This is a genomic window from Mesorhizobium sp. C416B, assembly GCF_030323165.1.
GTDB lineage: Bacteria > Pseudomonadota > Alphaproteobacteria > Rhizobiales > Rhizobiaceae > Mesorhizobium.
On record NZ_CP100471.1, the window covers coordinates 5,976,317 to 5,997,340 of the forward strand.

The 21,024-nt window shown below is 62.7% G+C and carries 26 protein-coding genes; 19 read left to right on the forward strand and 7 right to left on the reverse strand.

Features of this window, described 5'->3' with window-relative positions; translation table 11 throughout:
* Positions 1-71: 71 nt before the first annotated feature.
* Positions 72-464: a DoxX family protein gene (locus tag NLY43_RS28930; protein ID WP_023707718.1), complete on the reverse strand. Its 393-nt coding sequence runs from the start codon at positions 462-464 to the stop codon at positions 72-74.
* 208 nt (positions 465-672) lie between these two features.
* Here NLY43_RS28930 and NLY43_RS28935 point away from each other — a divergent pair, with 208 nt between their 5' ends.
* Positions 673-1,161: a hypothetical protein gene (locus tag NLY43_RS28935; RefSeq protein ID WP_023705593.1), complete on the forward strand. Its 489-nt coding sequence runs from the start codon at positions 673-675 to the stop codon at positions 1,159-1,161.
* A 75-nt stretch (positions 1,162-1,236) separates the two neighbouring features.
* Here the strand turns inward: NLY43_RS28935 and NLY43_RS28940 are convergent, their stop codons facing one another.
* Positions 1,237-2,013 carry a VOC family protein gene (locus NLY43_RS28940; protein ID WP_023823190.1) on the reverse strand — a complete coding sequence of 259 codons (777 nt, stop codon included), beginning with the start codon at positions 2,011-2,013 and terminating at the stop codon, positions 1,237-1,239.
* Positions 2,014-2,205: 192 nt separating this feature from the next.
* Here NLY43_RS28940 and NLY43_RS28945 point away from each other — a divergent pair, with 192 nt between their 5' ends.
* Positions 2,206-2,925, forward strand: coding sequence for a gamma-glutamylcyclotransferase (locus NLY43_RS28945; protein ID WP_023668199.1), 720 nt, complete (start codon positions 2,206-2,208; stop codon positions 2,923-2,925).
* 68 nt (positions 2,926-2,993) lie between these two features.
* Here NLY43_RS28945 and NLY43_RS28950 read toward each other — a convergent pair whose 3' ends face one another.
* Entirely contained in the window at positions 2,994-3,437 is a 444-nt protein-coding gene (locus NLY43_RS28950) for a hypothetical protein (RefSeq protein ID WP_156935548.1), read from the reverse strand.
* A 211-nt stretch (positions 3,438-3,648) separates the two neighbouring features.
* On the opposite strand from NLY43_RS28950, the gene NLY43_RS28955 reads away from it, so the two are divergent.
* The 7 genes from NLY43_RS28955 to NLY43_RS28980 all read left to right on the forward strand — a co-directional run bounded on the left by NLY43_RS28955 (position 3,649) and on the right by NLY43_RS28980 (position 8,741).
* A complete protein-coding gene (locus tag NLY43_RS28955; protein WP_023712068.1) occupies positions 3,649-5,016 on the forward strand; it encodes an NAD(P)-dependent oxidoreductase in 1,368 nt (455 codons plus the stop codon).
* Positions 5,009-5,332: a hypothetical protein gene (locus NLY43_RS32845; protein ID WP_023712067.1), complete on the forward strand. Its 324-nt coding sequence runs from the start codon at positions 5,009-5,011 to the stop codon at positions 5,330-5,332. Before NLY43_RS28955 ends, NLY43_RS32845 begins: the two co-directional genes overlap by 8 nt.
* A gap of 109 nt (positions 5,333-5,441) precedes the next feature.
* Positions 5,442-5,795 carry a hypothetical protein gene (locus NLY43_RS28960; RefSeq protein ID WP_023668203.1) on the forward strand — a complete coding sequence of 118 codons (354 nt, stop codon included), beginning with the start codon at positions 5,442-5,444 and terminating at the stop codon, positions 5,793-5,795.
* 59 nt (positions 5,796-5,854) lie between these two features.
* Positions 5,855-7,168: an NAD-dependent dihydropyrimidine dehydrogenase subunit PreA gene (gene preA / locus NLY43_RS28965; RefSeq protein WP_023712066.1), complete on the forward strand. Its 1,314-nt coding sequence runs from the start codon at positions 5,855-5,857 to the stop codon at positions 7,166-7,168.
* A gap of 109 nt (positions 7,169-7,277) precedes the next feature.
* The gene (locus tag NLY43_RS28970; RefSeq protein ID WP_023668205.1) at positions 7,278-7,796 is read left to right on the forward strand and encodes an RrF2 family transcriptional regulator; all 519 of its coding nucleotides are present in this window, start codon (positions 7,278-7,280) and stop codon (positions 7,794-7,796) included.
* 32 nt (positions 7,797-7,828) lie between these two features.
* A complete protein-coding gene (locus NLY43_RS28975) occupies positions 7,829-8,287 on the forward strand; it encodes a carboxymuconolactone decarboxylase family protein (protein ID WP_023712065.1) in 459 nt (152 codons plus the stop codon).
* Between the two features lie 76 nt (positions 8,288-8,363).
* Positions 8,364-8,741: a DoxX family protein gene (locus tag NLY43_RS28980; protein ID WP_023712064.1), complete on the forward strand. Its 378-nt coding sequence runs from the start codon at positions 8,364-8,366 to the stop codon at positions 8,739-8,741.
* Positions 8,742-8,743: 2 nt separating this feature from the next.
* Here NLY43_RS28980 and NLY43_RS28985 read toward each other — a convergent pair whose 3' ends face one another.
* Both NLY43_RS28985 and NLY43_RS28990 read right to left on the reverse strand, forming a co-directional pair.
* Entirely contained in the window at positions 8,744-9,466 is a 723-nt protein-coding gene (locus NLY43_RS28985) for an SDR family oxidoreductase (RefSeq protein WP_023712063.1), read from the reverse strand.
* Positions 9,463-10,302: an SDR family oxidoreductase gene (locus NLY43_RS28990; protein WP_023712062.1), complete on the reverse strand. Its 840-nt coding sequence runs from the start codon at positions 10,300-10,302 to the stop codon at positions 9,463-9,465. The genes NLY43_RS28985 and NLY43_RS28990 overlap by 4 nt, the downstream gene beginning before the upstream one ends.
* Before the next feature lie 99 nt (positions 10,303-10,401).
* On the opposite strand from NLY43_RS28990, the gene NLY43_RS28995 reads away from it, so the two are divergent.
* The gene (locus NLY43_RS28995) at positions 10,402-11,274 is read left to right on the forward strand and encodes a helix-turn-helix transcriptional regulator (RefSeq protein ID WP_023712061.1); all 873 of its coding nucleotides are present in this window, start codon (positions 10,402-10,404) and stop codon (positions 11,272-11,274) included.
* Positions 11,275-11,284: 10 nt separating this feature from the next.
* On the opposite strand, the gene NLY43_RS29000 is transcribed toward NLY43_RS28995, so the two are convergent.
* Positions 11,285-11,926 carry a TetR family transcriptional regulator C-terminal domain-containing protein gene (locus NLY43_RS29000; protein ID WP_023712060.1) on the reverse strand — a complete coding sequence of 214 codons (642 nt, stop codon included), beginning with the start codon at positions 11,924-11,926 and terminating at the stop codon, positions 11,285-11,287.
* 243 nt (positions 11,927-12,169) lie between these two features.
* On the opposite strand from NLY43_RS29000, the gene aptA reads away from it, so the two are divergent.
* The 5 genes from aptA to NLY43_RS29025 all read left to right on the forward strand — a co-directional run bounded on the left by aptA (position 12,170) and on the right by NLY43_RS29025 (position 17,106).
* Positions 12,170-13,498 (forward strand): omega-aminotransferase AptA, encoded by a 1,329-nt coding sequence (aptA, locus tag NLY43_RS29005; RefSeq protein ID WP_023712059.1) that lies wholly within the window; start codon positions 12,170-12,172, stop codon positions 13,496-13,498.
* Positions 13,499-13,567: 69 nt separating this feature from the next.
* Positions 13,568-14,818, forward strand: a complete 1,251-nt coding sequence (locus tag NLY43_RS29010; protein WP_023712058.1) for a Zn-dependent hydrolase — start codon at positions 13,568-13,570, stop codon at positions 14,816-14,818.
* Positions 14,819-14,880: 62 nt separating this feature from the next.
* Positions 14,881-16,332: a dihydropyrimidinase gene (hydA, locus tag NLY43_RS29015; RefSeq protein WP_023712057.1), complete on the forward strand. Its 1,452-nt coding sequence runs from the start codon at positions 14,881-14,883 to the stop codon at positions 16,330-16,332.
* Complete coding sequence (locus NLY43_RS29020; protein WP_023668216.1) at positions 16,329-16,706, forward strand: hypothetical protein; 378 nt, start codon at positions 16,329-16,331, stop codon at positions 16,704-16,706. Before hydA ends, NLY43_RS29020 begins: the two co-directional genes overlap by 4 nt.
* Before the next feature lie 16 nt (positions 16,707-16,722).
* Positions 16,723-17,106, forward strand: coding sequence for a hypothetical protein (locus tag NLY43_RS29025; protein WP_027050643.1), 384 nt, complete (start codon positions 16,723-16,725; stop codon positions 17,104-17,106).
* Positions 17,107-17,123: 17 nt separating this feature from the next.
* Here NLY43_RS29025 and NLY43_RS29030 read toward each other — a convergent pair whose 3' ends face one another.
* Complete coding sequence (locus NLY43_RS29030) at positions 17,124-17,528, reverse strand: cupin domain-containing protein (RefSeq protein WP_031193071.1); 405 nt, start codon at positions 17,526-17,528, stop codon at positions 17,124-17,126.
* Between the two features lie 110 nt (positions 17,529-17,638).
* On the opposite strand from NLY43_RS29030, the gene NLY43_RS29035 reads away from it, so the two are divergent.
* Genes NLY43_RS29035 through NLY43_RS29050 form a run of 4 tightly spaced genes read left to right on the forward strand, consistent with a single transcriptional unit; the run spans position 17,639 to position 20,986 of the window.
* Positions 17,639-18,430, forward strand: a complete 792-nt coding sequence (locus NLY43_RS29035) for an ABC transporter ATP-binding protein (protein WP_023687997.1) — start codon at positions 17,639-17,641, stop codon at positions 18,428-18,430.
* Positions 18,423-18,956 carry an endonuclease domain-containing protein gene (locus NLY43_RS29040; RefSeq protein WP_502882181.1) on the forward strand — a complete coding sequence of 178 codons (534 nt, stop codon included), beginning with the start codon at positions 18,423-18,425 and terminating at the stop codon, positions 18,954-18,956. Before NLY43_RS29035 ends, NLY43_RS29040 begins: the two co-directional genes overlap by 8 nt.
* A complete protein-coding gene (locus tag NLY43_RS29045; protein WP_023690837.1) occupies positions 18,957-19,835 on the forward strand; it encodes an ABC transporter permease in 879 nt (292 codons plus the stop codon).
* Positions 19,832-20,986: an ABC transporter permease gene (locus NLY43_RS29050; protein ID WP_023712052.1), complete on the forward strand. Its 1,155-nt coding sequence runs from the start codon at positions 19,832-19,834 to the stop codon at positions 20,984-20,986. The genes NLY43_RS29045 and NLY43_RS29050 overlap by 4 nt, the downstream gene beginning before the upstream one ends.
* Positions 20,987-21,024: the final 38 nt, after the last annotated feature.

A 21,024-nucleotide genomic window follows, 5' to 3' on the forward strand; every position in this document is an offset into this window, starting at 1 on the left:
CAGAGTCTTGTTTTGTGCAAGTCGTTATCCCAAAACCGCTGCGCACTTTTGGGCGACATGCATCAGGCGCGTCAGGTGCTGCGGCGGTTGTCGAGCGCGAAGGCGCCGGCGCCGGCAAACACCAGATAGAGGAAGATGAAGCAGAAGGAGATTGCCGCGTCGCCGCTGTTGTTGACCGGGAAGAAGTCGCGCGGGTAGTGCGCCATGAAATAGGCGATGGCCATCTCGCCGGCCAGAAGGAACGCGACCGGGCGGGTGAACAGACCGAGCGCCAGCAGGATGCCACCGGCGAACTCCAGGATGCCTGCCGTCGCCGTCAGGCCGCTAAGAGCGTGAGGCTCGGCGCTGACCGGAAAATTGAACAGTTTCTGCGAGCCATGCTCGAGGAACTGCAGGGCCGTCATGATGCGCAGGACGCCGAGTGCCTGCGGCTGAAATCTGGCGAGACCGTCAAAAAGCTTCATCTAAACTCCATTTTTCCAACCCTGCGGCCCGGCCATAAATTATCACCCGGCGCTGGACCATTCACTTCGCGTGGCCTGTCATCAACAATCGGTGATTGGAAATCACTTCCAGTCTGGACTTCAAAATTTGTTCTCGTTATGGTTGCATACAGCTCGTTTAAGTTGTATGCCTGCGTGTAGACACTCCAAACCAAACGGGTTCCTAGCCATGAAAAAAGTCGCCGTCAGCCTGTTCGCAATTCTCGCAAGCACCAGTTTCGCCATGACCGCTGATGCTGGCTGCGATGCCTTCAAATGGCCGGTGACACGCGAGCAGGAACTGTTTCCGGCTGCGCCCGCCGCGCAGTCCGGTGCCTCTCTTGCTTTCGGCGAAGCCGCGGATATGGCGCTGGAGCCGGTCGATGCGGTCAGCTTCACGGTCTCACCGCAACGCGCGCCGGCAGCCGGCACGTTCGGCGCGACGGCAAACGTGGCGGTGCCACCGGAAGGAGAGCTCCAGATCAGCCTGTCCGACGAGGCCTGGGTCGACGTCATTCAGGATGGCCAAGCCGTGAAATCAGCGGGTTTCACCGGCGTGAAGACCTGCCCCGGCATCCGCAAGAGCGTGCGCTTCAAGCTGACGCCTGGCGCAGCCACGATCCAGCTCAGCGGCGCCAGGAAAGAGAACCTCAAGGTCGCGGTGCTGGCGCCGGAGTGACCGCGCCCGGACGCGCCTCTCATCGCACCGGCAGTGCGATGAGAGCAGTTCCGTGCAGGCGAGTACCGGAGGGGATCAGCGGCCCGGCGCGATCAGCGCGAAATAGGCGCCTTGCGGATCGGTGAACTGGGCAATCCATTGGCCGGTCGGCACCGGCATCGGACCCATGACGATCTTGCCGCCATTGTCGGTGACGCGTTTGGCGGCTGCGTCGATGGCATCGACATTGAAGTAGAACAGCCAGACCGGTACCGGCAGCTGTTGCGGCTTGTTCATGATGCCGCCGCCGGATTCAGGGCCGGCCGAGAAGGTCTGATAGATGCCCATCTCGCCGACGTCCATGCTACCGGCATCGGTCCAGCCGAACTGGCTTGAGTAGAAATCGAAGGCCTTCTGGCGGTCGGCCGCATAAAGCTCGTGCCAGCCGACATGGCCCGGCGTCGTTGCCGGAAGGACGGGCTGGTCGGGCCCACTGGGCTGCAGGAACATGAAGGCGGCGCCTTGCGGGTCGGCGACGACGGAGAAGCGGCCGACGCCGGGAATGTCGTCGGGTTCGCGGTGAACAGCCCCGCCGGCGGCTTTCAGTGCCTCGGTCGAGGCATCGGTATCGCTGGTGTGGATATAGCCGAACCAGGCCGGCTTCAGACCCGTCCTGGCTGCTTCCTCGGGCAGGGTCATCAGCCCGCCGACGCCACGCTCGGCGGAGTTCACCACGATATAGCGCGGCATGCCGGGCGCCTTGTCGAAGGGCTCGGCCCGCCAGCCGACCACGCTGGTGTAGAACGCTTGCGCCGCATCGAGGTCGCTGGTCATCAACTCGTACCAGAAGAAGGGCATTGGGGATCTCGGCATTCTCGGTCTCCTCACCTATGCATAGATCGTCGTCCGATCCATCAAAGGACGTTTTCAGCGACGCGAATCCGACAGCGAACCGGAGAAAATTCAACGGCTGCGTTGACACATCGTTCCGCACTTCGCCCCACCGACGCCTTGCACGTGCGGCGGTTTTCGACTTTCCTTGGGCAAACGAGGGGTAGTCGTTTCATGCGCCTTATGTCGCTCACGCCTGAGCTTGTGTCACTGTGTCATCGCGAAGAGGTCGATCCCGGACCCGACTGCAGTTGGACGCAGCTGAACGATGAGGATTTTCGCACGCTTGCCTTACGGCTCTCCGACGAAGCCGATGCGGGGCCGTTATGGGTGTTCGCCTATGGCTCGCTGATCTGGAAGCCGGCTTTCGAGCCCGTCGAACGCCAGCGCGCCACTGCGTTTGGCTGGCATCGCTCCTTCTGCCTCGACATGGTGCGCTGGCGCGGCAGCGTCGCGCAGCCGGGGCTGATGATGGCGCTCGAACGCGGCGGCCGATGCGACGGCGTCATCTACCGCCTGCCCGACGGCGACAAGCCGCAGCAGATCGAAAGATTGTTGCGGCGCGAGATCGACGACCATGAGAGTGTCAGCTCGGTCCGGTGGGTTCCCGTGCGCACGGAGCAGGGCCGGATACGGGCGCTCGGCTTCTGGGTCGGGGTGACGGGCAGGGGAACCTCGCTTGGGCAGCCGCTAGATCGGGTGGCGCGGGTGTTGGCGCGGGCCTGCGGCCATGTCGGCTCGGGTGCGGAATATCTCTACAACACCGTCAGCCACCTCGAGGAATTCGGCATCCGCGACCGCAATCTGTGGCGGCTGCAGCAACTGGTTGCCGACGAGATCAGGTCGATTCATGGCGGCCCCTCAGATGCCAGCCTACAGCTGGCACCTTCGTAGCGAACAGCCACCAATCTTGGCCTGTGCCGGAGCGTATGCGGTTTCAAGGCGTTTCGCTCCTCGGGTGATCAGATCCAAGAAGGAGTGGCTTCACGAGCAATGACCTCAACCGTGCATTCGAGACTGAGCAGCAGAAAATGCGTACAGTCTACTGTCGGGCCAAGTGTCGATCGCAACCAATGCGAGTTCTCCACTCGCAGGATCGGCCACCTGTAGGAGGCTTGCCTGCCAGATCCAATCAATGGGATCGAGGTGTCCGCACGGATTTTGGTCAGTCCCAGCATGTCATCATGGGCAGCCAGGGCTACTACCCCTTGAAAATCGATCTTGAGAGTTCGTTCCGATGTCCCGAAGTCGCCTTCGACGGTCAGCTCAAAGTTATTGTCGGATTTTAGACGCCACACCTGACAGGCAGCCAGAGGTAAATCTCCCACGGGCTCCCACCGGTGAGCCGTCTCCCTATCATCGGTCATCGCCTTCTCCGTTGAATGAAAGCCGCGCATCGTGCTCAAGCGCCCTATCATTTCGCGCTGGCCTGGAACAGCTTGCCGCGACTTGGAGCTTGTCGCGCTCCCCTCTTTGAGGACGCAACCGTCACTCATAACATGAGCAACTAAATCATATTATCAGCTAATCTTTTCAGCGGCTTGGGTCGAAAATTGACCAATTGATAAAAAAATAAAACGTGCTAGCCTTCCAAAAACGAAAACAGGGGAACTGACGATGCCAGAAGGCCAGTTCAAGGACGGCATTGCCGGCGGCCGGCTTGCCGCCGACCAGTACGCCGAGAATTTTTCCGATCTGCATCCGCCGCTCGATCACCACGAAGCGCTGGTCGAATCCGATCGCTGCTATTTCTGCTACGACGCGCCGTGCATGAATGCATGCCCGACCTCGATCGACATTCCGCTGTTCATCCGCCAGATATCGACCGGCAACCCGATCGGTTCGGCCAAGACGATTTTCGACCAGAACATACTGGGTGGCATGTGCGCCCGCGTCTGCCCGACCGAGACGCTGTGCGAAGAGGTCTGCGTGCGCGAGGTGGCGGAAGGCAAGCCGGTGCAGATCGGCCGCCTGCAGCGCTACGCCACCGATGTCGCCATGGCCGAGCACAAGCAGTTTTATTCGCGCGCTGAATCGACCGGCAAGTCGGTCGCCGTGGTCGGCGCCGGTCCGGCCGGCCTAGCCGCGGCGCACCGGCTCGCCCGCCATGGCCACGAGGTGACCATACTGGAAGCCCGCCCGAAGGCCGGCGGCCTCAACGAATACGGCATCGCCGCCTACAAGAGCATCGACAATTTCGCCCAGGCCGAGGTCGACTATGTCATGGGGATCGGCGGCATCGATATCCATAACGGCAAGGCGCTCGGCCGCGACTACCAGCTGTCGGACCTGATCCTGAATTACGATGCCGTCTTCCTCGGCATGGGGCTAGGCGGCGTGAATGCGTTGCGCGCGGATGGCGAGGACGCCGATGGCGTTGTCAATGCGGTCGAGTTCATCGCCGGGCTACGCCAGGCCAGCGATCTCGCGAGCCTGCCGGTCGGCCGGCGCGTCGTCGTCATCGGCGGCGGCATGACGGCGATCGATGCCGCGGTGCAGTCGAAGCTGCTCGGCGCCGAGGAGGTGACGATCTGCTACCGGCGCGGCCAGGAGCACATGAACGCCTCCGAGTTCGAGCAGGATCTGGCCGCGGCCAACGGCGTCACCATCCGCCACTGGCTGCAGCCGAAGCGGGTCATCGCCGAGGCTGGCAAAGTGTCGGGCATCGAGCTCGAATACACCGCTATGAACGGGGACAGGCTTGCCGGCACGGGCGAGACGCTGACGCTTACCGCCGACCAGGTGTTCAAGGCCATCGGCCAGAGCTTTGTGCCGGCCGCGCTTAATGGAAGCGGCGCCTCGATCGATCTTGAAGCCGGCCGCATCAAGGTCGATGCGGAAGGCCGCACCTCGCTCGCCAATGTCTGGGCCGGCGGCGACTGCATCTTCGGCGGCGACGATTTGACGGTCTCGGCCGTCGCGCAAGGCCGCGACGCGGCGGAGAGCATCAACCGGGCACTGGCTGGAGGAAGCTGGAATGCCTAACGTCGTCAAGTTCGTTGGAGCTTTAAGCACGAGCCTGTTGCTGTTTTCTGCCAACGCCTCGGCGGCTCATCGTGTGACCAGATATTTTGATCAACCGGACGTTCGCGCAGGGGAGGCGTTCTCTCCTATGCTTGGGTGCGGGAACGAGGAGCTCATCTCTGGAGGTTACGCGCTTGATATCCCGCCGGCCAACCCTACTGCGTTGGTTGTATCGGCAAGTTATCCGTTTAGCGACCATGTGTGGCAGGTCGTCGTCCGAAACGATTCGAGTGAGCCTGTAGCAGTTCAGATGACTCTTGTTGTGATCTGTAGCTAGCGGAGAGAGTTATGACCGACATCCGCAACAATTTCGTCGGCATCAAATCGCCCAATCCGTTCTGGTTGGCCTCGGTAAAGCCGACCCGCTTGATCAACCGGGCACTGCGATGATCGCGCCGATCCTCGCTGCCGTCATCGGCACCGCGGCAATGCCGGCGGCTTCACCGGACTATTGGCTCTATACGCAATGGTGTGACGCGAAGGGTGAAGAGCGGATGTCCGTCGAGGCATCCGGTGTCGGCTTCAGCGAGCACACGATCTGCCAATGGACATCCGGGCCGCCAAGCGGCGATCATGTTGAGACAAGGATTTCATGCGCCAGCGTCTATCTCAACGGGGACGAGACCGTGCGCATGGATGAAAAAATGGTCGGGCTGGAAGCGCGCAAGGGCGATCCGGACCAGATCACGGTAACGGTCGAAGGTGAACCGCCATCGGTTTTTCTTCGATGCGAGGAATGATCCGATAGGCAACGCTTTAAGGTGGCGGTAAGCCCGCCACGGCCAGAGGAGAAAGACCCATGGCAGACATCCGCAACAATTTCGTCGGCATCAAATCGCCCAATCCGTTCTGGCTGGCTTCGGCGCCGCCGACCGACAAGGCCTACAATGTCATCCGCGCCTTCAAGGCGGGCTGGGGCGGCGTCGTGTGGAAGACGCTGGGCGAAGAAGGTCCGCCGGTGGTCAACGTCAACGGCCCGCGTTATGGCGCGATTTGGGGGGCCGACCGGCGCCTGCTCGGCCTCAACAATATCGAGCTGATCACCGACCGCGATTTGCAGGTCAATCTGCGCGAGATCAAACAGGTCAAGAAGGACTGGCCCGACCGCGCCATCGTCGTCTCGCTGATGGTGCCATGCGTCGAGGAAAGCTGGAAGGCGATCCTGCCGGTGGTCGAGGAGACCGAAGCCGACGGCATCGAGCTCAATTTCGGCTGCCCGCACGGCATGTCGGAACGTGGCATGGGCGCGGCTGTCGGCCAGGTGCCGGAGTATATCGAAATGGTGGTGCGCTGGTGCAAAGCCAACACCCGCATGCCTGTCATCACCAAGCTGACGCCCAACATCACCGATGTGCGCAAGCCGGCGCGCGCCGCCCACGCCGGCGGCACCGACGCGGTGTCGCTGATCAACACCATCAACTCGATCACCGGCGTCGACCTAGACAGTTTCGCGCCGCAGCCGACCATCGACGGCAAGGGCTCGCATGGCGGCTATTGTGGCCCGGCGGTGAAGCCGATCGCCATGAACATGGTGGCCGAGATCGCCCGCGATCCCGAAACGCACGGCCTGCCGATCTCCGGCATTGGCGGCATCACCACCTGGCGGGATGCTGCCGAGTTCATGGCGCTCGGCGCCGGCAATGTGCAGGTGTGCACGGCGGCGATGACCTACGGCTTCAAGATCGTGCAGGAGATGATCGCCGGTCTTGAAAACTGGATGGACGAGAAGGGCCATGCCTCGCTCGACGACATCGTCGGCCGCGCCACGCCCAACGTCACCGACTGGCAGTATCTCAACCTCAATTACATCGCCAAGGCGCATATCGACCAGGACGCCTGCATCAAATGCGGCCGCTGCCACATCGCCTGCGAGGACACTTCGCACCAGGCGATCACCAACATGGTCGACGGCGTCAGGCATTTCGAGGTGATCGAGGCCGAATGCGTCGGCTGCAATCTGTGCGTCAATGTCTGCCCGGTCGAGAACTGCATCACCATGGAGCCGCTGGCCGCCGGCGTGATGGACCAGCGCACCGGCAAGCCGGTGTCGCCGGTCTATGCCAATTGGACGACACACCCGAACAACCCGATGGCCAAGGTGGCTGCGGAGTAGGGGACGGGTCGAAGAAAAAAGCGGCGCTTTCGAGCGCCGTTTTTCATTTTCCTATTGCAGATAAATTTTATCTAGGATAAAAGATATCCATGAATAGGAGCGCAACATCGTGAAGCTGGGCGAGGGTGTAGAAGCGGCCATCCATTGCGCGGCCACACTGGCCAGCGTGGAGGGCAACAGCACGATACCGGGTGCTGCTTTGGCAGAGTCCTTCGGCCTGTCGCCGAGCTATCTGCTGAAACATCTGAACCAGCTGACGGCTGCGCGCATCCTGGAATCGGTGCCGGGACCGGCGGGCGGCTACCGGCTGGCGCGTCCGGCCGAGCGCATCACGCTGCTCGATATCGTGCTTGCGGTCGAGGGTCGCGAGCCGGCCTTCCGCTGCGGCGAGATCCGCCAGCGCGGCCCGGTCAAGATCGATGCTTCGGCCTATGTGAAGCCGTGCGGCATCAATGCCGCGATGCTGAAAGCCGAGCGTGCCTATCGCGCGGCCCTCGCGGAAACCCGGTTGTCCGACATCGTGGCTGACTACAAGGCCGAAGGCGATCCGCGATCGTTTGCCGCCAGCTGTGCCTTTGTCGCGCGCCATCAGCGGCCGCAGAAACCCGCTTCGACCAAACAGATTTAATCCCCCGCCAAACAGATGTGAAAGGAAAGACGATGAAACAGAGACTGCAATTCTTCGCCAAGGCGCCTGAGATCATGAAAGCCGTGTCGGCGCTCAACAAGGCGGTCGACGAATGCGGGCTTGAAGTGAGCCTGCTGCATTTGATCAAGCTCCGCGCCTCGCAGATCAATGGCTGCTCCTACTGCGTCGAGATGCATAGCCGCGAGGCGAGGCGCGATGGCGAAACCGAGACACGGCTCTATCTGGTTTCGGCCTGGAAGGAATCGCCGCTGTTTTCCGAGCGCGAACGCGCGGCGCTTGCTTGGACCGAGGCAACGACCCTGATCGCCAACAATGGCGTTTCGGACGAACTCTATGCCCGCACGCTAGAGCACTTCTCGGAAGAGGAACTGGTCAAGCTGTCGGTCGCGATCGGCATGATCAACACCTGGAACCGGCTCTGCATCCCGTTCCACGCCATTCACCCGATGCCGGTTGCCAAAGCAGCCTGACCGTCCGGTTAGTCATGGAGCGCCGTGGAAAGGGCGGCGCTCCACCTGTTTCATGCTTAAGTACGGGGAAGATTTCATGCCTGTCGATTTGCCTTCGACCCTGTTGTTTCTCGGCCGCCTGTTGCTTGGCGGCGCCTTCGTTGTCGCGGGACTGCGCAATGTTCAAAACGAGGCGTTCCTGACCGGGCTGATGGCCGCGCGCGGCGTGCCGCAGGCGAGATTGGCGTTGTGGGCCGGCATCGTCCTGCAGACCATTGCCGGCGCGCTGGTGATGGCCGGCCCGTGGACCGCGATCGCCAGTGCTGTGCTGGTGCTGTTTCTCATTGTCGCGACGCCGATGTTCCACAATTTCTGGGACCATCAGGGCCCGGACCGGGCCTCGCGCATCAACGGCTTCGTCGGCAACGTCGCCCTGGCCGGAGGCTTTCTCACGCTGATCGCGCAGTCGCTGTAAGGTCACGCCGCGAAGCGCAAACCGCCGTCGCAGGTCAGCACCTGGCCGGTCATGAAGCCGTTGGAGACGAGAAAGGCGATTGCGCCGGCGACGTCTTCGGCGCGGCCGATCCTGCCCACCGGGGTTTTGCCGGCATATTCGCTGAACACCGCCTGCCGCTGGTCTTCGGCCAGAAAATCCCACCATGGCGTGTCGATGACGCCGGGCGCCACGACGTTGACGCGCAGAGGCTTCAGTTCGACCGCCAGGATCGGCACCACCGTCAGCAGCATGCCGTTGACGGCGGCAATGCCAGCCACGCCGGGCGCCGACAATTGTGCCGACACCGCCGAGATGAAAGTGACCGATCCCGATCTGTTGAGCGTCGGTAAGGCTGCCTGCAAACAGGACAGCTGCGGCCTGACTTTCTCGTCGACGCCGCCGGCGATGTCTGAGAGGTCGAGGGTTTCGAACCGCCCAAGTCCCTTGCCGCCGCTGGCAGCCAGCACGAGGTGATCGAACGGTCCGAGTTCCCCAAAGAACTGGCGGACTTCGTCCGGCTTCGAAGCATCGAAGGCAGCTTTTTCGGCGGCGCCGCCGAGGCTCTTCCAGGCGCTGGTGAGCTTGTCCTGGTTTCGTCCGGTGATGGTCACCTTCATGCCTGGGCCCAGCAGTTTTCGCGCCGTTGCCAAGCCGATGCCGGATGAGCCGCCGATGACGACCGTGTGTTCGATCTTGCCGGTCATGAATGCTGTTCCTTCGATTTTGCGGAGGCTTGGCCGACGAGGTCGAGGCTCAGGGTTCGCAATTGCTGTCTGGCCTTGGCGTCATAGGCTTGTGCGTTGGCGCGGGATTCCTTTTGGCCATCGAAATAGAGGCCACTGCGGCCCTCCAGGGCGGGCGATGTCGCGAGGTTGAGAATGGCGTCGGCGCCGGTCTCGACCGAACTCCATGGCGTCACGCCGGCCTGGCGGACCATGGTGGTGTTCATGTAGCTCGCCGGATGCAGAGCGTTCACGGTGACGCCGCTGCCTTTCAACTCTCCGGCCAGGTCGATGGTGAACAGGATCTGCGCCAGCTTGCTCTGGCAATAGGCGCGCACGCCGTCATAGGAACGTGTCAGCATGACATCGCCGAAATCGATCGCCTGCTGGCCGGCCGAGGCGACGTTGATGATGCGCGCCGGCGAACTCGCCTTGAGCAGCGGCAGCAGTTCCGAGGTCAGCAGGAAACCGGCGAGATAGTTGACCGCAAAGCGCAGTTCGAAGCCGTCGGCGCTGAGCTGTCGCTTGGCGCCGGCCGTGCCGATGCCGGCATTGTTGATGAGGATGTCGAGCCGGTCGGTTTTTGCGCGTACGGCCTCGGCGAGGCGGCGGACCTCGGCTAGCCAGGCGAGGTCCGCGGCGAGGAACTCGGCTTTGCCGCCGGCGGATTCGATTTCTGCGACGGCTGCCTTGCCGCGAGCCGCGTCACGGCCATGCACCAGCACGCGCGCGCCGCCGGCGCCCAGCCTTTGCGCGACGACACGGCCGACGCCATCGGTCGAACCGGTGATGAGGATTGTCTTGTCTTTCAGATCCATATTCAGAGCCTCCATCTCTCTGGATGGAAGATGGGGCGCCTGACGCAGCCCAAACAGTTCAAACTTTATCCTGGTATCAATACTGCTATAATAGCTCTCATGGATGCTATCACGCACTCCGCTGAAGACAGCCGCCGGCGCGAGCTTGGTGCCTTCCTGCGCTCGCGCCGCGAAAGATTGACGCCGTCCGCCACCGGCATCGCGACCGGCCTGCGGAGACGCACGCCAGGCTTGCGTCGCGAGGAAGTGGCGATGATCGCCGGCGTCGGCACCACCTGGTACACATGGCTAGAGCAGGGGCGCGAGGTCAGACCCTCGGTGGAGGTGCTAGCGGCGCTCAGCGAAGCGCTGCGCCTCGACGCCGTTGAAAGGCGGCATCTGTTCATCCTGGCAGGCCGCCAGCAACCGGAGAACCGCGTGGCTGCGCCGGAAAAGGTCGATGGCCCGCTAATGCATATGCTGGAGAGCCTGGTGATGCAGCCGGCCTATGTCGTCGGGCGGCGCTGGGATGTGCTGGCCTGGAATCCGGCGGCGGTAGCGGTGTTCGGTGATTATGGCCTGCTAGAGGGCGACGCCCGCAACATCGTCCACATGGTGTTCACCAATCCGCATCACCGGCGCCTGCTGGTTGACTGGGAGCAATTGGCGCGCACCGTGCTGGCCTCGTTCCGGGCGGAAAGCGCCCGCTATGTGGGCGATGCGGATTTCGAGCGGCTGATCGTGCTTATGACGCGCTCAAGTCCGGAGTTTCGCGACTGGTGGCCGCAACGCGACGTGGCACGCCGATTGTCGGGGGTGAAACATGTCCGACATCCGAGAGCCGGCGCCATGACGTTCGAGCATATGAGCCTGTCGATCGACGACGGCTCGGACATGAAGCTGATCGTCTACACGCCGCTGGCCGAACAGAATTCGATCGAGAAGCTGCAGAATTTGCTTGAGGCGATGCCGGCGGAGCGCCGCAGCGCCTGACGCCCAAAGGTCAGCCCTTCGGCTTCAGCCCATCAATGAACAACTGCTCCAGAAACCGCGCCGCATCCTCGAAGCGGCCGTCGCCGCCGCGATCGGCGCCGAGCACGGCACGGACCTGGACATCGAAATCGGCATAGTGCTGCGTCGTCGCCCAGATCGAAAAGATCAGGTGCCAGGGATCGGTGCGGGCGATTTTTCCCGCGCGCATCCAGCCCTTGATGACGTTGGCCTTCTCGTCGACCAGTGTCTTCAGTTCACCCGCCAGCAGCGGCATGATGCGTGGCGCGCCTTGCAGGATCTCGTTGGCGAACAGCCGGCTCTCCCTGGGAAAATCACGCGCCATTTCGAGCTTGCGCCTGATGTAGCTCCTGAGCTCGGTCAGGGGATCGCCGATATCGTCGAGTTCGCGCAGCGGCGCCAGCCAGGTCGCCAGCAGCCGCTCCATCAGTGTCTCGTGAATGTCTTCCTTGCGGCGGAAATAATAGAGCAGGTTCGGCTTCGACATCCCCGCGGCCTCGGCGATCTGGTCGATGGTCGAGCCGCGAAAGCCGTTGGCGGAGAAGACTTCGAGGGCTGCCTCCAGGATCAGTTCGCGCTTTTCCTGCTGGATGCGGGTGCGGCGAGGGGCGGAGCCTTCCACGGCGTCGGTCATGTGGCCGAGCCTTGGTCGCGCGGGTCATCTGGACCAATTCTCTGGACCAGTTTTTCTCTTACCCGTGGAGCGCACTTCGCAGGCCGCATTTCCGCTAGTAATCCCTTGACCGCCGACAGGGCGGTGCTAACGTTTGTCCAATCGGTCAAAAATTTGCGTAGCATGAAAACGCAGCAAAGACCAAGCTTTGGAAAGACCAAGCGTTAGCCGCACCGAAACAGGTTACAAGGGGAAGTCTTGGTCATGTCCAACCGGCTGAAAGTCACGCCGAACGATCTCAGCGCATTCTGGATGCCGTTCACGGCAAACCGGCAGTTCAAGCAGGCGCCACGCATGTTCGTGTCCGCCAAGGACATGCACTACACCACCAGCGACGGCCGCAAGGTGCTCGATGGCACCGCCGGCCTCTGGTGCGTCAATGCCGGCCATTGCCGTCCCAAGATCACCGAGGCGATCCAGCACCAGGCGGCCGAACTCGACTATGCGCCGGCCTTCCAGATGGGCCACCCCATCGTGTTCGAGCTGGCCAACCGCCTGGTCGATCTCGCGCCCAAGGGCATGGACCATGTCTTCTTCACCAATTCCGGTTCGGAATCGGTCGAAACGGCGCTGAAGATGGCGATCGCCTATCACCGTGTGAAGGGCGAGGGCGCGCGCACCCGCCTGATCGGCCGCGAACGCGGGTATCACGGCGTCAATTTCGGCGGCATCTCGGTCGGCGGCATCGTCACCAACCGCAAGATGTTCGGCACGCTGCTCGGCGGCGTCGACCACATGCCGCACACGCATCTGCCGGAAAAGAACGCCTTCTCCAAGGGCGTGCCGGAATATGGCGCGGAACTCGCCAACGAGCTGGAGCGCATCGTTGCCCTGCATGACGCCTCGACCATCGCCGCCGTCATCGTCGAACCGGTCGCCGGCTCCACCGGCGTCATCCTGCCGCCGAAGGGCTATCTGCAGAAACTGCGCGAGATCTGCACCAAGCACGGCATTTTGCTGATCTTCGACGAGGTCATCACCGGTTTCGGCCGTCTCGGCGCGCCGTTCGCAGCGGATTATTTCGGCGTCACGCCCGACATCATGACCACCGCCAAGGGCGTCTCCAACGGCGTCATCCCGATGGGCGCGGTGTTCGTGAAGAAGGAAATCCACGACGCCTTCATGACCGGCCCCGAGCACATGATCGAGTTCTTCCACGGCTACACCTATTCGGGCAATCCGATTGCGTGCGCCGCGGCACTCGGCACGCTCGACACCTACAAGGAAGAGGGCCTGCTCACCCGTGGCGAGGAACTGGCGCCCTACTGGGAAGATGCGCTGCATTCGCTGAAGGACGAGCCGCATGTCATAGACATCAGGAATATCGGCCTGATCGGCGCGATCGAACTGGCGCCGATCGCCGGCAGCCCGACCAAGCGGGCCTTCTCGGCCTTCGTCAAGGCGTTCGAGCGCGGCGCGCTGATCCGCACCACCGGCGACATCATCGCGCTGTCGCCGCCACTGATCATCACCAAGGGCCAGATCAACGAATTGATCGACCATGTCAGAGAAGTGCTGAAGGCGATCGACTAATCTATCCAGCCAGTCGGGCGGCGGCGGGAACCGCCGCCCGGTTGGTTATATGAAATGAGAGGACTTTGAATGGCCGCCCCGGGCGAGAATCTGCGAATCAATTCAGACCGTTTGTGGGATTCCATCATGGAGATGGCGAAGATCGGCCCCGGTATTGCCGGCGGCAACAATCGCCAGACCGTGACCGACGAGGACGGCGAGGGACGGCATCTGTTCAAGCGCTGGTGCGAGGCGGCCGGGCTCGAAATGGGGCTCGACGAAATGGGCACCATGTTTGCCCGCCGGGAAGGCGCTGATCCCAGCCTGCCGCCGGTTTATGTCGGCAGCCATCTCGACACGCAGCCGACCGGCGGCAAATATGACGGCGTGCTCGGCGTGCTCGGCGGGCTGGAGATTATTCGCTCGCTTAACGATCTCGGCATCCAGACCAGGCATCCGATCGTCGTTACCAACTGGACCAATGAGGAAGGCTCGCGCTTTGCCCCGGCGATGATGGCGTCCGGCGTGTTCGCCGGTGTGCTCGATCAGGCGGACGTGTATCAGCACACTGATAAACAGGGCAGGAAATTTGGCGAGGAGCTGGAGCGCATCGGCTGGAAAGGCACCGAGAAAGTCGGTGATCGCAAGATCCACGCCTTCTTCGAACTGCATATTGAGCAGGGGCCGATCCTCGAGGACGAAGGCATCGACATTGGCGTCGTTACCCACGGCCAGGGCCTGAAATGGCTGCAGGTAACGCTGACCGGCAAGGAGGCGCATACCGGCTCGACCCCGATGCCCAAGCGCCGTAATGCCGGGCTCGGCATGGCTCGGATCATCGAACTGGTGCACGAGATCGCCATGGACTACCAGCCCGACGCCGTCGGCGCGGTCGGCCACATGGAGGTGTTTCCGAACTCGCGCAACATCATCGCCGGGCGCACCGTCTTCACTATCGACATCCGCTCGCCCGAGAAGGAAGTGCTGGACGCGATGGATGGGCGCATACGCGAAGGCATCGACACAATCTGTGAGGCGCTCGACATCCAGTACAAGGTCGAGCAGGTCGGCGCTTTCGATCCGGTCACCTTCGATGCCGGCTGCGTCAAGGCGATCCGCGACGCCGCCGATCGGCTCGGCTATTCCCACCGCAACATCGTCTCCGGCGCCGGCCACGACGCCTGCTGGATCAACCGCGTTGCGCCGACCGCCATGGTGATGTGCCCCTGCGTTGACGGGTTGTCACACAACGAGGCTGAGGAAATCACCAAGGAATGGGCCGGCGCCGGCGCCGACGTGCTGTTCCATGCGGTGGTAGAGACAGCGGGGATCGTGGCGTGAACTAAGATCTGTATTCAAAACGACGCTCACAAGAAGCGCGAAGAGAACAAGGGAACACGACAATGACCAAAGTCATCCGAAACGGCACCATCGTCACCGCCGACCGCACCTGGAAGGCCGATGTGCTGATGCAGCACGGCAAGATCGTCGCCATTGGCTCGAACCTGCATGGCGACCATGAGTTCGACGCCAGCGGCTGTTACGTCATGCCGGGCGGCATCGATCCGCACACCCATCTCGAAATGCCCTTCATGGGCACCTATTCGGCCGACGATTTCGAGTCCGGGACGCGTGCGGCCCTTTCCGGTGGCACCACGATGGTGGTCGATTTCTGCCTGCCGGCGCCGCAGCAATCGCTGCTGGAAGCGTTGCAGATGTGGGACAACAAGACCTCGAAGGCTGCCTGCGACTACTCCTTCCACATGGCGATCACCTGGTGGGGCAAGCAGGTGTTCGACGAGATGGCCACCGTCGTCGACAGAGGCATTACCTCGTTCAAGCATTTCATGGCCTACAAGGGCGCGCTGATGGTGGACGACGACGAGATGTACGCGTCGTTCCAGCGCTGCGCCGATCTCGGCGCGCTGCCGCTCGTTCATGCCGAGAATGGCGACGTGGTTGCGGCGCTGTCGCAAAAGCTGCTCGCTGCCGGCAATAATGGTCCCGAGGGACACGCCTATTCGCGGCCGCCGGAAGTGGAAGGCGAGGCGACCAACCGCGCCATCATGATCGCCGACATGGCCGGCGTGCCGCTCTATGTCGTGCATGTGTCCTGCGAGCAGAGCCACGAAGCGATCCGCCGCGCCCGCCAGAAGGGCATGCGGGTTTTCGGCGAGCCGCTGATCCAGCATTTGACGCTGGACGAGAGCGAGTATTTCGACAAGGATTGGGACCATGCGGCGCGCCGCGTCATGAGCCCGCCCTTCCGCAACAAGCTGCACCAGGATTCGCTGTGGGCCGGCCTGCAGGCGGGATCGCTGCAGGTGGTGGCGACCGACCACTGCGCCTTCACCACCAAGCAGAAGCGCAACGGCCTCGGCGATTTCACCAAGATCCCGAACGGCACCGGCGGGCTCGAAGACCGCTTGCCCGTGCTGTGGACGACGGGCGTCAACACCGGGCGGCTGACGATGAACGAGTTCGTCGCGGTGACTTCGACCAACATCGCCAAGATCCTCAACATGTATCCTAGGAAGGGCGCCATCGTCGAAGGCGCGGACGCCGACATCGTGGTGTGGGACCCCAGCGCCAAGAAGACCATCACCTCGAAGAAGCAGCAATCGGTGATCGACTACAACGTCTTCGAAGGTTTTGAGGTGACCGGCCTGCCGCGCTTCGTCTTTTCGCGCGGCGAATTGTCGGTCGAGGAAGCGGAGGTCAAGGCCAAGCCCGGCCATGGCGAATTCGTCGCCCGCGAGCCGAACGCGGCGGTCAACCGGGCTCTGTCGACCTGGAAGGACATTACCGCGCCGCGCAAGGTGGAACGCACCGGCATTCCGGCGACAGGCGTTTGACGTTGCGGAGCCCGGGGGCGCTCATTTCACTGGTCGTGGCGATGGTGGTCGCTGGTCCGGCAACAGGGGCCGAGAGGCTGGCCGGCTCCTGGGGCAACGATGCCGGCTGTGTCTTTGCAAAGGCCGGTTTTCAGGGCCGGGACGATTATATCGTGCTGACCGCCGAAGGCATCGAGACCTATGGCAGCGGCTGCCGGTTCGCGCAGCAATTGACGTGGGCGCCGGGCACGCAATCGCTTGATGCGACCTGTTCCGCCGAAGGCGAGGCGGGGACGACGGCTGAAACCGTTGTAGTCACCAACAAGGGCGAGGGTGGGTTCTTCGTGACCATTCCCGGTCTTGAAGAAATGGGGCCGTTGCAACCGTGTTCGTGACGTTGGAGCTGGGGGAATGAGCGCGCGCGGTTTGGGGCCGTCTGTTGCGATGATAGTCGTTCTGGCTGCGGGTCAGGCCCTTGCGGCAGGCATCGACCTGACGAAACCCTATGGGGACAAATATGGCTGCATCAACCGCAACGGCCAGGAAGTCGCCGCCGATCGGATGCTGCTTTTGACCGACGAGGCATTGGTCACCGCCGCCAGCGCCTGCACCTTCACGGAGAAGCAAGCGCAGGCTGATGGGTCGCTGGTGGTGACGGCAACATGCGAGGCGGAAGGCGAAGAGGGACAGGAGCCGACCAAATTCACCATCAAGCGCAGCGCCAAGAACGCCAAGAAGCTGACGGTCGCCGACGACGACGGCAATGTCATGGGCGAAGTGGCGCGGTGCAAATGACGGCAGTCCCGTCAGCGTCAGGCCACCAGCGCATCCAGTTCCGGCAACAGGACGACGCTTTCCTGTTCATTGGGATCGGTGCGGGCGATGACGGCCGAGGACGGGGCGTTGCTCAGATTGGCCGGCAGATGCGGTACGCCGGCCGGGATGTAGAAGAGGTCGCCGGCCTTGACGACGATGTGGTTCTCGAGCCTGTCGCCATACCATGTGTGGACCTCGCCCGAGAGCACATAGATCGCCGTCTCATGGCTTTCATGCAGATGCGCCTTGGCGCGGGCGCCAGGCGGCAGGGTGAGCAGATGCATGCAGATGCCGGACGAGCCGACCGTCTCGGCTGCAATGCCGGCAAAATAGGTCAATCCCTGCTTGCCTTCATAAGTGCTTTCAGGACGGATAAGGTGACAAGTGGGTTTGGGCGACATCGGCAAGGCTCCGGGCGTCGATTGGGTGGGATTGGACGAGTGGAAAGCAACATCAACGCGAATGCAACGGCATTTCATCCTGGGCGGCTGCGAGAGGCAGGCAGCAAGCGATGACGGGACAATCGCCAGCCGTCGTCTCGGCAAGCAGACTTGGCCTTACCTTTCAGACCAATGACGGTCCGGTAGAGGCGCTCTCCAATGTCGACCTGACCATCGGCAAGGGCGAGTTCGTCTCCTTCATCGGCCCATCGGGCTGCGGCAAGACCACCTTGCTGCGCGTCATCGCCGATCTGGAAAAACCGACATCGGGCACGATCTCGGTCAACGGCATGACGCCGGAACAGGCGCGCGAGAAACGCGCTTATGGCTACGTCTTCCAGGCGGCAGCCCTTTTCCCGTGGCGCACGATCGAGCGTAACGTGGCGCTGCCGCTGGAGATCATCGGCCTTTCGAGAGCGGAGCAGGCCGAGCGCATCAAGCGCACGATGGAGCTCGTCAACCTCTCCGGCTTCGAGAAGAAATACCCCTGGCAGCTTTCCGGCGGCATGCAGCAGCGCGCTTCGATCGCCCGCGCGCTCGCCTTCGACGCCGACCTGTTGCTGATGGACGAGCCCTTCGGCGCGCTGGACGAGATCGTGCGCGATCATCTCAATGAACAGCTTCTGGAATTGTGGGCGCGCACCAACAAGACGATCTGCTTCGTCACCCATTCCATCCCCGAGGCGGTGTATCTGTCGACGCGCATCGTCGTCATGTCGCCGCGCCCAGGTCGGGTTACCGACATCATCGAATCGACGCTGCCAAAGGAGCGGCCACTGGACATCCGCGAGACACCGGAGTTTTTGGCGATCGCGGCCCGCGTGCGCGATGGGTTGCGGGCAGGGCACAGCTATGATGATTGAGGGGGCGAACGACCGGCTGGCTCCTCTCCCCAACGGGGAGAGGGTGGCCGGAGCGAAGCGGAGGTCGGGTGAGGGGGCGGCGCCGACGGATCCAACCAAGAGAAATGTCGGGGCAACCGCTCGCGCCCGAAAGCTGCGGTTTGACGAGACCGAAGCTGAATACCGGCTTTGGGGGGAATTGAGAGGACGTCATCTCAACGGCTACAAATTTGTGCGGCAAGTGCCGCTCGGACCTTTCATCGCGGACTTCGTCTGCCGCGAGCAGGGGCTGATTGTCGAACTTGATGGCAGCCAACACGCGGATTCACTGACCGATCCCGCCAGGACAGCCTGGCTGAACGGACAAGGTTATTCGGTTCTGCGCTTCTGGAATCACGAAGTTTTGGCTGAGCGCCGAGCGGTCCTGGATACGATCTTGGCTTGTCTCGGCGGAAAGATTTCTACCCCCTCACCCGACCTCCGCTTCGCTCCGGCCACCCTCTCCCCGTTGGGGAGAGGAGGGCGCCCCGCTGGCGAGGCGCGATAGATGGACACCTTCCGCGAAAAATTCATCCCCGTGACCTCCATCCTCCTGGGCGTGGTGGTGCTCTGGTATGTCTTCGCCGTCATCCTAAACGCGCCCTTCCAGCGCGACCTCGACCGGCGCGCCGGGGAAACCCACGACACCGTCGAATTCATCGGCAAGACGCTGTCGCAGCCCAAGCCGACGCTGCCGGCGCCGCATCAGGTGGCGGTGAACTTCTTCGAGAACACGTTCCTGCGGCCCATCACATCGAGCCGCAGCCTTGTCTACAATGCCTGGGTGACCCTGTCGTCGACGTTGCTCGGCTTTGCCTTCGGCACGGCGCTCGGCATCGTCATCGCGGTCGGCATCGTGCATGTGGCGACGCTCGACCGCAGCCTGATGCCGTGGATCATCGCCTCGCAGACGATCCCCATTTTGGCGGTGGCGCCGATGATCATCGTCGTGCTGGGGGCGATCGGCATCAGCGGTCTGATCCCAAAGGCAATGATCTCGACCTACCTGTCGTTCTTCCCGGTGACGGTGGGCATGGTGAAGGGCCTGCGCTCGCCCGAACTCATGCATCTCGACCTGATGCACACCTACAATGCCAGTGTCTCGCAGACCTTCTGGAAGCTGCGGGTGCCGGCCTCGGTGCCGTTCCTGTTCACCTCGATGAAGGTGGCGGTGGCGGCGAGCCTGGTCGGCGCCATTGTCGGCGAACTGCCGACCGGTGCTGTCGCCGGCATCGGCGCCAAGCTTTTGGCAGGCGCCTATTACAGCCAGTCCATCGACATCTGGTCCGCCCTTGTGGCGGGCTCGGTGGTGGCGGCCCTTCTGGTCATGGTGGTCGGCATAGCCGGGCGCCTCGTTGACCGCGCGATGGGCGGGAGGCCGGCATGAACTGGCTGAAGCCCTCCTGGCAAGCCGTGCTGGCCATTGCGCTGTGCCTCGTCGCCGTCGCGCTCGGCGCGATGTCGAAGCCGGAAGCGGCCACCCTTGCAGACCCGACGGCAAGTTTCGACTACCCCTATTTCGGTATAAAGACCCCGATGATCGGCCTGGCCGTGCTGGCGGGGCTGATCTCGATGATCAGAATTTCGGCGGTAGCCGAGGCTGCGGTGCTGTTTATCGGCGCTCACCTTGTCGCCTGGATGCTGATCTCGGGCATTACAGGGTTCGAAGGCACGGCAATGGCGCCTTATTTCCTGCTGCTCGCGGCTGCCTGGCTGCTGGCCTGGCGCTGCGTGGCGGTGCTGTCGGGGCTTCGGCCTATGGCAAAAGGGGCGCGGATGGCGCTGCGCCTCATCATCCCGGCGATCTTCGGCGCCTGGATCCTGATCATATGGGAAGCGGTGACGCGTGGCGCCGGCATTCCCTTCATCCTTTTGCCGCCGCCGAGCGCCATCGGTGTGCGCATCGCCAGTTCCCTGCCGGTGCTCGGCGCCGATATCAGGCAGACCATCTTCAAGGCGGTGATCTTCGGCTACATCGTCGGGAGCGGCGCCGGCTTCCTGGTGGCCATCGCCGCGGACCGGGTGCCGTTCCTGCGCCGCGGTCTGCTGCCGATCGGCAATATGGTCTCGGCGCTGCCGATCATCGGTGTGGCGCCGATCATGGTGATGTGGTTCGGCTTCGACTGGCCGTCCAAGGCCGCGGTCGTCATCATCATGACCTTCTTCCCAATGCTGGTGAACACGGTTGCCGGTCTTGCCGCCTCCGGCCATATGGAGCGCGATTTGATGCGCACGTATGCGTCGGGCTACTGGCCAACACTCTTGAAGCTCAGACTGCCGGCGGCAGCGCCCTTCATCTTCAACGCGCTCAAGATCAACTCGACGCTGGCGCTGATCGGCGCCATCGTCGCCGAGTTCTTCGGCACGCCTGTGGTCGGCATGGGCTTTCGCATCTCGACCGAGGTCGGGCGGATGAACATCGACATGGTCTGGGCCGAAATCGCAGTTGCAGCACTGGCGGGTTCGGTCTTTTATGGCGTGGTCGCTCTCGTCGAGAGAGCCGTCACGTTTTGGCATCCCTCTGTCCGTGGTGGATAGGGCGGTGGGTTCGGGTGTTAACTTCAGAGGGTAAAAAC

What these genes read in the sequence shown, in the direction of transcription:
- aptA (WP_023712059.1), top strand. Translation starts at nt 12,170, where the DNA reads ATGTCCAACCGGCTGAAAGTCACGCCGAACGATCTCAGCGCATTCTGG.
- NLY43_RS32845 (WP_023712067.1), top strand. Translation starts at nt 5,009, where the DNA reads ATGCCTAACGTCGTCAAGTTCGTTGGAGCTTTAAGCACGAGCCTGTTG.
- NLY43_RS28990 (WP_023712062.1), bottom strand. Translation starts at nt 10,302, where the DNA reads ATGGATCTGAAAGACAAGACAATCCTCATCACCGGTTCGACCGATGGC.
- NLY43_RS29050 (WP_023712052.1), top strand. Translation starts at nt 19,832, where the DNA reads ATGAACTGGCTGAAGCCCTCCTGGCAAGCCGTGCTGGCCATTGCGCTG.
- NLY43_RS28955 (WP_023712068.1), top strand. Translation starts at nt 3,649, where the DNA reads ATGCCAGAAGGCCAGTTCAAGGACGGCATTGCCGGCGGCCGGCTTGCC.
- NLY43_RS28985 (WP_023712063.1), bottom strand. Translation starts at nt 9,466, where the DNA reads ATGACCGGCAAGATCGAACACACGGTCGTCATCGGCGGCTCATCCGGC.
- NLY43_RS29040 (WP_502882181.1), top strand. Translation starts at nt 18,423, where the DNA reads ATGATTGAGGGGGCGAACGACCGGCTGGCTCCTCTCCCCAACGGGGAG.
- NLY43_RS28930 (WP_023707718.1), bottom strand. Translation starts at nt 464, where the DNA reads ATGAAGCTTTTTGACGGTCTCGCCAGATTTCAGCCGCAGGCACTCGGC.
- preA (WP_023712066.1), top strand. Translation starts at nt 5,855, where the DNA reads ATGGCAGACATCCGCAACAATTTCGTCGGCATCAAATCGCCCAATCCG.
- NLY43_RS28960 (WP_023668203.1), top strand. Translation starts at nt 5,442, where the DNA reads ATGATCGCGCCGATCCTCGCTGCCGTCATCGGCACCGCGGCAATGCCG.
- hydA (WP_023712057.1), top strand. Translation starts at nt 14,881, where the DNA reads ATGACCAAAGTCATCCGAAACGGCACCATCGTCACCGCCGACCGCACC.
- NLY43_RS29000 (WP_023712060.1), bottom strand. Translation starts at nt 11,926, where the DNA reads ATGACCGACGCCGTGGAAGGCTCCGCCCCTCGCCGCACCCGCATCCAG.
- NLY43_RS28945 (WP_023668199.1), top strand. Translation starts at nt 2,206, where the DNA reads ATGCGCCTTATGTCGCTCACGCCTGAGCTTGTGTCACTGTGTCATCGC.
- NLY43_RS29035 (WP_023687997.1), top strand. Translation starts at nt 17,639, where the DNA reads ATGACGGGACAATCGCCAGCCGTCGTCTCGGCAAGCAGACTTGGCCTT.
- NLY43_RS29045 (WP_023690837.1), top strand. Translation starts at nt 18,957, where the DNA reads ATGGACACCTTCCGCGAAAAATTCATCCCCGTGACCTCCATCCTCCTG.
- NLY43_RS29010 (WP_023712058.1), top strand. Translation starts at nt 13,568, where the DNA reads ATGGCCGCCCCGGGCGAGAATCTGCGAATCAATTCAGACCGTTTGTGG.
- NLY43_RS28975 (WP_023712065.1), top strand. Translation starts at nt 7,829, where the DNA reads ATGAAACAGAGACTGCAATTCTTCGCCAAGGCGCCTGAGATCATGAAA.
- NLY43_RS28980 (WP_023712064.1), top strand. Translation starts at nt 8,364, where the DNA reads ATGCCTGTCGATTTGCCTTCGACCCTGTTGTTTCTCGGCCGCCTGTTG.
- NLY43_RS29025 (WP_027050643.1), top strand. Translation starts at nt 16,723, where the DNA reads ATGAGCGCGCGCGGTTTGGGGCCGTCTGTTGCGATGATAGTCGTTCTG.
- NLY43_RS29030 (WP_031193071.1), bottom strand. Translation starts at nt 17,528, where the DNA reads ATGTCGCCCAAACCCACTTGTCACCTTATCCGTCCTGAAAGCACTTAT.
- NLY43_RS28935 (WP_023705593.1), top strand. Translation starts at nt 673, where the DNA reads ATGAAAAAAGTCGCCGTCAGCCTGTTCGCAATTCTCGCAAGCACCAGT.
- NLY43_RS28940 (WP_023823190.1), bottom strand. Translation starts at nt 2,013, where the DNA reads ATGCCGAGATCCCCAATGCCCTTCTTCTGGTACGAGTTGATGACCAGC.
- NLY43_RS28995 (WP_023712061.1), top strand. Translation starts at nt 10,402, where the DNA reads ATGGATGCTATCACGCACTCCGCTGAAGACAGCCGCCGGCGCGAGCTT.